The sequence below is a fragment of the Ravibacter arvi genome (genome assembly GCF_039540405.1).
Classification (GTDB): Bacteria; Bacteroidota; Bacteroidia; order Cytophagales; family Spirosomataceae; genus Ravibacter; species Ravibacter arvi.
Window position 1 is genome coordinate 120,554 of record NZ_BAABEY010000005.1, and the last position, 12,434, is coordinate 132,987.

A 12,434-nucleotide genomic window follows, 5' to 3' on the forward strand; every position below is an offset into this window, starting at 1 on the left:
ATAATTAAATTTAATTTGACAAATAGATAGAAAATTGTCCAAAACTTTGTAAAAAGGTTTCCGTTGGACCGGAAAGAATATAACTGCCCCCAAAGAAGACGATTTTTAGATTGTCTTCTTTGGGGGCAGTTATATTAGTTGGGATTAGCGGCCGGTAACGCAAAGCGCTGATTTCCGACAGCCGGTCTCTTCCTATTTGTTCAAGACCTCGATTATTTCCTCGGATATGCCGGTGGACGAGTATCCGCCGTCATGGAAGAGGTTTTGCATGGTCACTAACCGGGTCAGATCAGAAAACAGGGTAATTACATAGTTGGCGCAATCGTCTGCCGAAGCATTTCCCAGCGGGCTCAACTTGTCGGCAAAATCGTAAAACGAGTTGAAGCCACCTATTCCGCTGCCTGCGGTAGTTTTGGTGGGCGACTGCGAAACGGTATTTACCCGTACATTCTTAAGTTTCCCGTAGCGATATCCGTAGCTTCTTGCAATGCTTTCCAGTGTTGCTTTGGCATCGGCCATGTCCGTATAAAACGGGTAGGTCCGCTGTGCTGCAATGTAGGAAAGGGCAACTACCGAACCCCACTCCGCAATGGCATCCTGTTTTTCGGCAACCTGAAGAAATTTATGCAGTGACAAAGCGGAAATGTCAAGGCTTTTCTGGAACCACTCATAGTTGAGGTCCCCGTATTCTTTGCCTTTCCGGATATTGGGCGACATGCCAATTGAATGGAGTACAAAGTCAATTTTACCGCCCAGCACTTCGGTAGACCGGGAGAAAAGATTTTCAATATCGGCCACAACGGTTGCGTCGGCCGGGATAATCTCAGCCTGTGTAGTGTCGGCCAGCTCCCTGATCGCTCCCATACGCATGGCCACAGGGGCATTTGTCAATACGAGAGAGGCTCCTTCTTCTTTTGCTTTCAACGCTACCTTCCAGGCGATTGAATTTTCATCCAAAGCTCCTGAGATGATTCCTCTTTTGCCTTTTAGTAAACCGTAAGCCATAATGCAAATAATTTGTTATTGGGTTGGTAATATGATCGGTGTTGTGCCGGCAAATGTATGCTATAATTTGCATTGGGACAAAAGATTCGGTTCACAAACACGAAGGGAGCGGAGCTAATTTCCGAAGTTCCGGAAGCCAAGGGGAGTCACGCAGGCATCCAGCCTGATGTCGTGCCAACCGGGGTCTGAAATTTTGTCCACGGGCTCGAAGCAGCAAATGCCTATTTTCCAGGTATCGGGCCTGCATTCTGCCAAGAACCGGTCGTAGTAGCCGCCTCCGTAGCCGACTCTGTGGCCCTGCCGGTCACAGACCAGCATCGGCACCAGCACGGCGTCGATAAGCCGCGCCGGTATCGTATCATTGCCGGTTGGTTCGGGAATACCCCAGCGATTAAGGGAAGTGCCGGTATTTTCGGTGAAAAGATAGTGTGAAAGCAACGGCTCCCGGGCGGCCATGCGTGGAACGACGATCCGGATCACGGGGAAGTCGGTTGCAATCCTCCGGATGATGGAGAAGGTGTCTATTTCCTTTTTATTCCGGGCAGGCAAAAAGGTATGAAGGTGCCTGATTTCCGGATGTTCGGACAGCCAGGACACAATTTTGTCTCCGATTCCGGCTGAGCAGTCGCCGATGGTTTCATCCGTCAGTAACGCCCGCTTTTTTTTGTAGATGGTTCTCAGCTCATCCTTGTTCATGGCTGTTCCGCGACACCTTCTTCCATAATGACAAAACGGAAATCGAGCGGGTCAAACATCAGGAAGAGATTCGGGATAAAATGTCGGTTGGCCAAATGAAAATCCAGGAAATTGGCGAACCTTTCCTGGGGAATGCCGCGCGGGAAAAAGCTGTCCAATACCGTCTGAAGTTGCCCCAGTATTATGCCGTGCTTTCTTTCTTCTGCCTTGTGGATCCGTTTTTCCAGTTTGCCGAACGATTTGAGCCACCTTGTTTTTTCGGCAAGGGCCGCCGCTTCCATGGTGACGTCCACCGCTTTTGCCTTGGCGGATACTTTGTCAAAAAGTGCCTTTAGCTCAGCTTTTTCGTCATCCAGAAACAGGTTGTGCTCGGCGCTCATTTCTACTATTTTTTTCCGGAGCGCCTCTTTCCCGCGAAATACGTCCTGGTAACTGAGCTTCAGCTTTTTCATGCGGCGCTCTTCCGATGCGGTCACGTATAGAGCAAAATTGCGGGGGATAAGCGCCGGGAATGGCACGTTATAGTGCTCGAAAATGCCTTTCAACTGCATCCAGTAAGGAATTTCCGAGGGGCCACCCACATAGGCGAGGTTGGGCAGGATCCACTCCTGGTAAAGTGGCCTCAGTACAACATTCGGACTGAACCGTTCGGGGTGTGCTTCTGCTTCCTGAAAGATTGTTTCCCGGTCGAACCGGATACCGGAACCGAGCGGACGGTATTCGTCACCGTTTCTGACGATACGGTCGCGGAGGCCGGGTTGCAGATAGAAAAGATTGATCTCACGGGCATGAACCGGGGTGTCATACCCCATCCCATTTAATTTGGCGGAGGTTTGCGCTACTATATCGGCGCAGGCTACTTCCGTGAGCTCGTCTTTAATAACCGGCAGAAACTGGCGTTTGAGGTCGGCATCGGCCGCATCGAGACAAATCAGCCCGGCTTTACCAAAAAGCTCATGCATGTATTGCCGGACTGCCCCGGTCAGTGTATCATTTTCACCATAGGCGCGTTCGAAAAGGCCAGCCGGCTCCGGGAACCGCGAGGCCATGGCGGCCAGCTCACGCGGATTGAGCTCACCGACCGCACCTGAGGCTTCGTGCTGCCAGGTGTAAGTCCTGCCGAATGCATTTACCGACGCGATTTCCGCAAAGTCGTGATCTTCAGTCGCCATCCAATAAACGGGGACGAAATCATATTCGGGGTACGAGATCTTAAGCAGGCGCGAAAGATTGATCGTAGTGACAATCTTATAAACAATATACAGCGGTCCGCCGAAAATATTGAGCTGATGACCCGTGGTTACCGTAAAGGTATTGGGACTGAGAAGTGATGAGAAATCCGGTTTTTCGGGCAGATCCTGGTATTGCTTTTCGAGAACAGCTACCAATTGCTCGCGCTTACTAAGCTCAAATGAAGCTTTTTGGTCGATGAGGTGCCGGAAGTTTTCCAACCTGGGGTAATGCGAGTAGAACGACCTTAGCTCCGGTTTTTCGGCGAGGTAATCGGTAAGAAGCCTTGGGAACTGCCCGGTCTGCTGCAGCTCAAGATAATGTTGTGTCATAAACAGAAAATCGGAGAATTCCGGTATTTTATCCTAACGTCAAAAGGCGCCTTCATAATTCCCCAAAAGCTTTTAAAGATGAGTTTTGTCCTTATTGCTAGTCTGTAATACTTAATTCTCTGAGGATTAAGTCGGGATCGAACCCGTCTTCTATGGAGGGTAAATGTATTTCGTATGCTTCTTTCTGAAGTTTTGTGGCGTAAGTTCTGTGGAAGAAATAGCGCCCGTATTTGATTACATAGTTCAGAATAAAAAAGCGATAGGCTTCTTTCATAAAGCGCACCTCGTTTGCGGTAAGCGGGTAAACTGCGTGGTAGGCTTTCAGGAACAGCAGAAAGCGGGGTTCGTTCAGCGTACGGATGCCGTAGCTGAAAACGGTACGGTCGCCGACGTCGGAAACCACACGGCTGAAAAAGTAGAAGTCCATGATCCGGTTGGAAATCCGGAACCAGTCATAATCCCATCTCGAAAAGAGGGAGAGGTCCTCGTCGACGGAAAAATTGCCGATGTTCCAGTCGACAAAGACCGGCATCCGGTCGAAGGTGCTGATTTTCAGTGCATCAATATTGCGGATAAACTGGTCGCAGTGGTTTTTGATGGCGTCAATATGAAGCCGGTATTCAAATTGCCCGGCTTCGCTTTGAAGTATGTTCTGCAGTTCCTGTATGTCGGTTCGAACGGTTTTCGACGACTTTGGAAGTACCTTTCCGACGCGATGACATGCTTTGTGGAAGGCGGCCATCTCCTTTCCGAATTTCTGGATTTCCGCTTCATTTAGCCTGCGTGGCAAACGGTGCGCGCTTCGGATCGGGTTGTAAAACACAACCCAGGTGTCTGTAATTCCCTGTTTGTGCCGATAGGTATAGACCTGGTTGTTTTTAACCAGCGACTTTGCCAATACATTTTCGTAGGGGTACAGGAGGTTGTTCGCCAGCGAGTGAATGATCCGGTGGTCTTCTCTGAAGTGTTCATAGACGCCAAAATAGGAGAGCTTGGCAATCACCATTTCCTCAGAATCGAGCCTGACCCTGAAGACGTGGTTGGTGGAAACCCGCGCGCTGATGTCCTCTATTGAGAGTACTTCCCGGTTGGGGTCGTACTGGTGCCATGCTTCTTTAATAATAGCCGGATAGTCGATAATACGCATATTCAAACCTTGGAAAAATGGGCCGGACTTTGACGGGCTGTTCCCGATTCGCCTTTCCGGCATTGAAATAAACGCTTTGGGCCGGAAATACGCTACATCCGGGCCCGGATAATTTGCGTTTAATAAAATTGTTGCGGGGGTGTTATTTGAAATGTTCAATTAATTTCGGAGATTTCGAAACGCCCGTCCGGCCTCGTATTCTTTTAAAAATACAGCGCCGGTTTTAAGGGTGGGCCTGGATCCAGTACGTCATTTACCTGTAATTGAGTAGCATGATATCTCATATTTAACCTTTACCAATAATAATTCAACAAAAGCGATACAAACTCTTAAATAACCGTTAATTCCTTTTTTTTATCCTATTTCATTTTCAGGCGTTCGTTTACAGCTCCTCCCGGATGCAATCGCGGGTTTCGGGACGCTGTTTTTAATGGTATTCCTGGTCTTGGCACCCATCTTTTACTACGATCATGACTAAAAAATCAGTTCAGGAGCTTGCCGTTCTAATCGGCACCACACTAGACCGTTTCATTCATCAGGAGCAAAGTGCATTTCCGTACGCCACAGGGGAGCTGTCTCACCTGCTCCGCGACATTGCTTTAGCGGGGAAGATCATCAACCGGGAGGTAAACCGGGCGGGCCTTGTAGACCTTTCGGGGGCAATGGGGCAGTCGAATGTGCAGGGGGAATGCCAGCAAAAGCTGGATGTGATCGCGAATATTCGTTTTCTCAGGGCCTTGCAAAGAGGCGGCGAGGTATGCGCCATTATTTCGGAAGAAGACGAGGGGATTATCTATACCAATAACGATAACGGAAAATATGTCGTGGCAATCGATCCGCTCGACGGTTCCTCGAATATAGACGTGAACGTATCGATCGGGACTATATTCTCCATCTACCGCCGTGTGACGCCGATCGGTACGCAAGCCAATATGAGCGATTTTATGCAGGGCGGAAGGAAGCAGGTTGCGGCCGGATATATCCTTTACGGATCGTCCACCATGCTGGTTTATTCGACAGGCAGCGGGGTAAATGCCTTCACGTATGAATACTCGCTGGGCGAGTATATTCTTTCGCACCGGAATCTGCGCTGTCCGGAAGATGGTGGCATCTACTCCATTAACGATGCTTATTTTGAGCAGTATGACCCCAATATCCAGGCATATCTGGTAAATAGCAGAAAGAGGGGATTGACGGCGCGGTACATCGGTTCCCTCGTAGGTGATTTTCACCGTAACAGCCTGAAGGGAGGAATTTATCTCTATCCTGCTACCGAAAAGGCAGCCTGCGGCAAGCTGCGACTCCTGTACGAGTGTTACCCGCTGGCTTTCCTGGCCGAACAAATGGGGGGCAGCGCTTCGGACGGACAGCAGCCTATCCTGGACATCGTTCCGCAGAATTACCACCAGCGTACGCCGTTCATTGTGGGTTCTTCCAAAATGGTGGGAGAGGTGGTAGCCGCACTGAAGCGGTCAGTAACCGGCAGTGTGGAGGCGTAGCAGGCCACTTCCTAAAAAAATGCGAATCATGGCCCGAATACGGATCATAAGAATATCTTTGTGACTGAAAGCAACTAAACACAGTCGATAAGCAGATCTGATGCCGTCAACTCACAAAGTCCCGGTTACCGTTGCCTACGGCGACGGAATCGGACCCGAAATTATGGAGGCCACATTGGCTATTCTTGAAGCCGCAGGGGCGGAAATAGCGCCGGAAGTGATAGAGGTGGGCGAGAAGGTGTACAAAAGCGGTGTAGCGGGTGGTATACACGACAGCGCCTGGGCGACATTGAGAAGCACCAGGGTGTTTCTAAAAGCACCCATCACCACCCCGCAGGGCGGCGGTTATAAAAGCCTCAATGTAACCACCAGGACCGCGCTCGGACTTTATGCGAATGTAAGGCCCAACCTCGCCTTTGCACCTTTCGTACGAACGCAGCACCCCGGTCTTGACGTGGTGATCATCCGGGAGAACGAGGAAGACCTGTATACCGGCATCGAGTACCGCCAGACCAACAGCATGTATGAAACGCTGAAGCTCGTATCGCGGCCGGGGTGCGAGAAAATTATCCGGTATGCATTTGCATACGCGCGTGCATACAACCGGAAAAAGGTTACCTGCTTCTCCAAAGACAACATCATGAAAATGACCGACGGTCTGTTTCATAAAGTCTTTGATGAAATCGGCGCCGAATATCCGGACATAGAAAAAGATCATTGGATTATCGACATAGGCTCTGCTTTGCTTGCCGATCAGCCGGAGCGGTTCGATGTGATCGTAACGCTGAACCTTTACGGCGACATTATCTCGGATATAGCTGCGCAGGTGGCCGGATCGGTCGGCATGGGCGGTTCAGCCAATATCGGCGAGCAATGCGCGATGTTTGAAGCGATACACGGATCAGCACCCGATATAGCCGGGAAAGGAATTGCCAATCCGTCGGGCCTTTTGAATGCGGCCATTATGATGCTGGTTCATATCGGCCAGGGAGAAACTGCGGCCCGGGTTCACAATGCCTGGCTGAAAACCATCGAGGACGGCATTCACACAGGTGATATCTACAAAGAGGGGCTGAGCAGGGAAAGGGTAGGGACCAGGGCTTTTTCTGAAGCGGTAGTGGCGCGTCTGGGGATGCTCCCGGAGCATTTCAAAGCGGTTAGCTACGCCGGCGCACCGGAACCCATTAAAGGGGAAGAAAGGATTGTAAGGAAGGAATCAAAGGTGCTTGCAGGTGTGGATGTGTACCTGGATTGGGAGGGCAATGCCACAGCGCTCGGAGACTCTGTCAATGGGTTGGCAGCCGGTAATTTCGTACTTTCAGCTATCACCAACCGGGGCGCGAAGGTTTACCCGGGTGCCTTCCCGGAAACATTTGTGACCGATCACTGGCGCTGCCGTTTCCTGTCGGCAACCGGGGGGACAAACGGGAAGGAAGTGGTAGATCTGCAGGCGAGACTGCTGCAAGCCGGGTACGACGTTGTAAAAACAGAGAATTTATATACGTTTAACGGGGTTCCGGGATATTCGGCTATCCAGGGGGAGGTGTGACGGAACCTGCCACAAACGGCGTTTTTTTGCGTAATGACGAATGTAGACAAATGTCCGGCCGGAATTTTCTCTGGTTTGTATTATTTTTTTGTAGATATCGTTTAATGTTTGTGAACCTTTCGGGTACAAAAGGAATCCTTCAAAATCTGTGAAGAAGTAAAAAGGACTGTAGGTCAGTATGGAAAAACGAAGTTATATACGCTTATCTATTTCGGGGGCACTCCTGTTGGGTTTCTTTCTCTGGTCCTGCAATTCGACCAAAAAGACATTCAACTCCGGTGTCCGTAAGTTTAAAGACGGCGAGTACGACCTTGCCATTAAGGACTTTCAAAAGGCTGCGGAAGCGAATTACGAATCGAAGGAAGCCAACCGGTTCATTGCTGAATCGTACCGGCTTTCCAATCGTTTCCGTGAGTCGATTCCCTACTTTAAGAAGGTGCTGGAAAACGATCCTGAAAATGCGGACGCACGTTTTCAATACGCCTATGCCTTAAAAACCACCGGTCAGTACGACGAGGCGAAAAATTATTTTTCGGCGGTGGCAACTACCGCCAATGCACCCGAAGCCTTAAAAAACCGGGCGCTGCGGGAAGTGGAAATCCTGAAAATAATGGACAGGATTGCCAGGCAGAATCCCGGGATTACCGTAGACAATCTGCCGGTCAATACAGCCGGCTCTGAGTTCGGGCCGGCCATTCTGGGCCAGGAGCTGATCTTCTCGTCTTCAAAAAAGCAGAAAACATACAAAAACAATGGCCAGCCGATGCTGGGTATTTATAAAACCGGGCTGAGCAGCGATCCTATGCGTATGGCCGCTGGTAATACGGCTTTGTTCAGTGACGCTATCTACGACACGGAGGCAAATGAAGGCTCTCCTGCCTTCTCCCCCGACGGGAAGACGCTTGTTTTTGCGCGGGGAAATACCGGCAAAAAGAAAGGAACGACCGACGTGAAACTGTACCTTTCCAGGAATGTAAATGGGAAATGGACGGAGCCGCGCTATATTCCGGTTAATGATTCCCTCGCCTGGGATGGCTCACCTGCCTTCTCCCGCGACGGGAAAACGTTGTATTTTGCATCCAACCGGAAGGGAGGATTTGGCGGAATTGATCTTTACAGTACCAATATGGATGCCTCCGGCCGTTTTAGCAGGCCGGTGAATATGGGAGCGGCGATCAACACCGCCGGTGACGAGATGTTTCCTTACGTTTCTCCTGAAAACAAGTTGTATTTTGCCTCCGACGGACATCCCGGTCTAGGGAAATTGGATCTTTTCGTTGCCAGCCGTTCACAGGGAGTTATCTCGGTTGAAAATATGGGAATACCGTTTAACAGTCCGCAGGATGATTTCGCCCTGGTCTATCTGGACGACGAAAGCGGATTTTTCTCCAGTAACCGGGAGGGAGGCAAAGGTGATGACGATCTCTATTATTTCCATGTGCCGGAAACCAATGTGGACCAGCCTGATACAACGCACAAACCGGAGGATCCACGTTTTGTGGACGGCAAGCCCAAAACAATCAGTTACTTCCTGGCAGGTACCGTGTTGGAAAATGTTCCCGACGCTACGGTTCCCCTCGATTCTGCATTTGTGAAAATCATGGCGGAGGGCGATACTTCGGAAATAGAACTGGCGAGGTTGGCCACCGATACCAAGGGCGATTTCGGAACTTATCAACTGGAAGAAGGTAAATCGTATGATCTTCTGGCCGGGCGCCGCGGGTTCATCAGCAAGCGCTTGCCTTTTACCATGGAAGGAAAGACCATACCTTTTATCTTCCTGGATAAGCTCCACACGGATACGACTTACCGGGTAACCATCAAACTGGACCGGCTGGAATTGAACAAAACGTTCACGCTGGAAAACATTTATTACGACCTGGATAAATTTGATATCCGGGCGGATGCCGCGCCTGAACTGGATAAGTTGGTGCAGCTTCTGAAAGATAACCCGACGATGGTGATAGAACTGAGCTCGCACACCGATACCCGGGGGTCTGATGCTTACAACATGACATTGTCACAAAAACGGGCTGAGTCAGTGGTGAATTACCTGACGCTGAAGGGAATCGATGCCGAGCGGATGGAGGCAAAAGGATATGGTGAGCGTAACCTGATTATTCAGAACGCAAAAACAGAGGAAGAGCACCAGCAAAACCGCCGGACCGAGTTTACGATTCTTAGCTACTGAGTGCTTTGATTTCTTTCCCGCAGATCCATGCGGGAAAGAAATCAAATCTCGGGCTACGCTCAATAGGTAGCCCTGCCGCCGGAAATATCGTAGATGAACCCGGTTGAAAAGCTATTTTCCTCCGAGACGATAAAGGCTGACATAGCAGCAACCTCATCGATTGTTCCCAGGCGCCCCATCGGGATTTTTGCCGTCATATAAGCGAGCTGTTCCGGGGCGGTATCTGCATTCATAGCCGTTTTGATTACAGCCGGGGCCAGCCCGTTAACGGTAATACCTGCAGTGGCATATTCCTTTGCAACCCCTTTCACCAACCCGATTACCCCGGACTTGCTGGCGGAGTATCCGACCATTCCCGGGTTGCCTTCTTTCCCGGCTATTGACGCAATCAAAAGAATGCGGCCATAGCCGTTTGGCTCCATCGCTTTTACCGCGTATTTGGTAAGAAGGAAGCTGCCGATAAGATTGACCCGAACTACTTTTTCGAAATCGGAGAGGGAGAAATCGGTGATTTTTGTATTGGTTGCGCCGACGACCCCGGCGGAATGCACCATAACGTCCAGTTTTCCGTACAAAGAGATGGTTTTTTCGAAGACGTTGGCCACATCGGCTTCATTAGAGACGTCCGCAACTATTCCGGTTGCGGTGATATTTTCATTCCGCAATTCAGCCACTGTTTTTTGAAGTACGCTTTCATTAAGATCCAGGAGCGCGAGGCGGGCTCCCTCTTTTCCGAGCCGTTGGGCGATAGCTTTTCCGAGCCCGTCGGCCCCGCCTGAAATGAGAACTGTCTGATCGCGGAAGCGGCCAGGAAATGGGTTATAACTGATAGACATGATACGGGATTTGAGCGCTTATTTTAGCACCGGTTTGGTTTAGGATCGCAATATAGGCTGAATTTGCCAGTAATTCAGTTGAGATTCGGATCAATGGGATAGTGCGCTATGGAGCGGTATTCTCCTCCCATGCGCTTGAGCACCTCCCGCCAGAAATTCCTGGGGTGGGTAGCGAAAAGAAACTCACGGTCCGCCGGTGTTACGATCCAGGTTTTTTGTTGCATTTCGTCAGAAAGCTGACCGCCGGACCACCCTGAATAGCCCACAAAAAAGCGGATTTCTTCAGGTTTAAGCTGGAAAGCATTCAGTTGTGTTTTCACAGTCTCAAAGTCGCCGCCCCAGAAAATCCCGTTTGCAACTTCAATACTTTCGGGTATCAGGTCCGGGCGGCAGTGCAGGAAATGGAGGGTGTTTTTTTCTACCGGACCGCCAAGAAAGAGGGGGATGTCCTCGTAAATGTTTTCCTCCAGGACGTCGCCGAGAAAAAGATTGGTTTCGTGATTGACGACAAACCCCAGGGAGCCGTTTTCCGAGTGTTCACAAAGGAAGATGACACTTCTCTCAAAGTTGGGATCGCTCAAAAATGGCTCAGCAATGAGGAATACCCCTTTTTTTGTCGATTCTTTCATGAGTATTTTAGGATGGCGGAGGTGGAAATCGGAAATCGGAGATCAGAAATCGGCTGCGCCGCTCAGGTTTTCTTGCTTCCAGTCTCTGATTCCCGATTCACTTCCAATTTCCAATTTCCAAATTCCGATTTCCGATTTCTGATTTCCGATTTCTGATTTCTGATTTCTGATTTCCGATTTCCAATCAGCTTGTCTGCTAATCTACCGAAGTTTTTAAAATTGTGCATGGCAATTGGCAGGAAAGCTTAACGTTTTATTAACAGGAGTAAGTGAAATAGATGACAAGGATCATATACGTTTGTTCCGGGTTGTCGCATCTTGCCGGTAACTATTTAGTGACCATCTAACTACCTGACAGATATGAAAAATTTTTTGGTTCCTGTAGATTTCTCTCCCAACGCCCTGCGGGCCTTGAAGGCCGCCGCGACTCTTGCAAAAGCGCTCGGGGCCAGGTTGTTTGTTTTGCATGCCTTCCAGCCTTTTTTCTCCGAAGGAACGCTGGGTGGTGAAAGTATCAATGCTGCGGCCGATTTGGAGGATGCATTTAAAGCCGACTTGCGGAAGTACGTGGACGATTTGCAAAAGGAAGGGATTGCGGCGGAAGCGGTATGGGCCGTTGGCGGCGTAGCCGAAGTAGTGAAGGACCGCATAGCAGAGTTAAAGCCTGAAATGGTAATCGTGGGGCGCACCGGGCGAGGTAGCTTTGTTGATAAGCTATTCGGTACTTCGGTTACCGACATTGTAAAGGTTTCCAACGTGCCGGTGCTGGTGGTGCCGCCCCAATCCGATCCCGTTCAGTTCAAGGAAATTGTTTACGCGACACAGCTGGAATACGAGGAGCGTTCTACCATCGGGAAGGTAATGGAACTGTCGCGGCAGCTCGGAGGCAGGCTTAGCTTTTTCAAGGCAAGCGCGCTCACTCAGCCCAATATCCAGGACGACCGCCAGTTTATTAAAGAAATAACCGGGAGCCTGGGGTTACGCGACGAAGATTTCGAAATCAGCGAGGCTGGGTCCGTGCCCGGCGGAATTGTTGCCTATGCAGAAGAAGTGAAGGCCGATTTACTGGTGGTTGCCAGCCGTAGCAGAGGGTTTCTTGAAAGGCTTTTTATAGATCCGAGTGTTACTTCCAAACTGATTGTGAATACATCGGTTCCATTGCTGATTTATCATTTGGAGAACATAGGCGAAGCGTAGTGAAGGGGCATCCAGACCGGCGGGTCATCCCTACCGCAGTGGCGGGATCTCCGGCCGGACGGTCATCCCGACGTATCATAAGCTTCGCTTACTCCTGGATCTGGTGACATCTGAATGCACGCA

The 12,434-nt window shown here is 50.1% G+C and carries 10 protein-coding genes; 4 read left to right on the forward strand and 6 right to left on the reverse strand.

The genetic code is table 11. From position 1 onward, the window contains the following. Positions 1–192 precede the first annotated feature (192 nt). The 4 genes from ABD852_RS03720 to ABD852_RS03735 form a co-directional block, all read right to left on the reverse strand. Positions 193–1,005 carry an enoyl-ACP reductase FabI gene (locus ABD852_RS03720; protein ID WP_345026673.1) on the reverse strand — a complete coding sequence of 271 codons (813 nt, stop codon included), beginning with the start codon at positions 1,003–1,005 and terminating at the stop codon, positions 193–195. A gap of 114 nt (positions 1,006–1,119) precedes the next feature. After that, positions 1,120–1,701 carry a 5-formyltetrahydrofolate cyclo-ligase gene (locus tag ABD852_RS03725; RefSeq protein ID WP_345026674.1) on the reverse strand — a complete coding sequence of 194 codons (582 nt, stop codon included), beginning with the start codon at positions 1,699–1,701 and terminating at the stop codon, positions 1,120–1,122. Beyond that, on the reverse strand, positions 1,698–3,263 hold the full coding sequence (bshC, locus tag ABD852_RS03730; protein WP_345026675.1) for a bacillithiol biosynthesis cysteine-adding enzyme BshC: 1,566 nt from the start codon (positions 3,261–3,263) through the stop codon (positions 1,698–1,700). Before bshC ends, ABD852_RS03725 begins: the two co-directional genes overlap by 4 nt. Before the next feature lie 97 nt (positions 3,264–3,360). Next, positions 3,361–4,410, reverse strand: a complete 1,050-nt coding sequence (locus ABD852_RS03735; protein ID WP_345026683.1) for an aminoglycoside phosphotransferase/kinase family protein — start codon at positions 4,408–4,410, stop codon at positions 3,361–3,363. A gap of 470 nt (positions 4,411–4,880) precedes the next feature. Between ABD852_RS03735 and fbp the strand changes: the two genes are divergently transcribed. From fbp to ABD852_RS03750, 3 genes are all read left to right on the forward strand, one after another. After that, positions 4,881–5,909: a class 1 fructose-bisphosphatase gene (gene fbp, locus ABD852_RS03740; RefSeq protein WP_345026676.1), complete on the forward strand. Its 1,029-nt coding sequence runs from the start codon at positions 4,881–4,883 to the stop codon at positions 5,907–5,909. Positions 5,910–6,009: 100 nt separating this feature from the next. Then, positions 6,010–7,458, forward strand: a complete 1,449-nt coding sequence (locus tag ABD852_RS03745) for an NADP-dependent isocitrate dehydrogenase (protein ID WP_345026677.1) — start codon at positions 6,010–6,012, stop codon at positions 7,456–7,458. A gap of 178 nt (positions 7,459–7,636) precedes the next feature. Then, positions 7,637–9,649: a CHU_0125 family OmpA-like outer membrane integrity protein gene (locus ABD852_RS03750; RefSeq protein ID WP_345026678.1), complete on the forward strand. Its 2,013-nt coding sequence runs from the start codon at positions 7,637–7,639 to the stop codon at positions 9,647–9,649. 59 nt (positions 9,650–9,708) lie between these two features. On the opposite strand, the gene ABD852_RS03755 is transcribed toward ABD852_RS03750, so the two are convergent. Together ABD852_RS03755 and ABD852_RS03760 are read right to left on the reverse strand one after the other, a co-directional pair. Then, on the reverse strand, positions 9,709–10,485 hold the full coding sequence (locus ABD852_RS03755) for an SDR family NAD(P)-dependent oxidoreductase (protein WP_345026679.1): 777 nt from the start codon (positions 10,483–10,485) through the stop codon (positions 9,709–9,711). Positions 10,486–10,559: 74 nt separating this feature from the next. Continuing rightward, positions 10,560–11,114, reverse strand: a complete 555-nt coding sequence (locus ABD852_RS03760) for a YqgE/AlgH family protein (protein WP_345026680.1) — start codon at positions 11,112–11,114, stop codon at positions 10,560–10,562. Positions 11,115–11,474: 360 nt separating this feature from the next. Between ABD852_RS03760 and ABD852_RS03765 the strand changes: the two genes are divergently transcribed. Then, positions 11,475–12,311, forward strand: coding sequence for a universal stress protein (locus ABD852_RS03765; RefSeq protein ID WP_345026681.1), 837 nt, complete (start codon positions 11,475–11,477; stop codon positions 12,309–12,311). Positions 12,312–12,434: the final 123 nt, after the last annotated feature.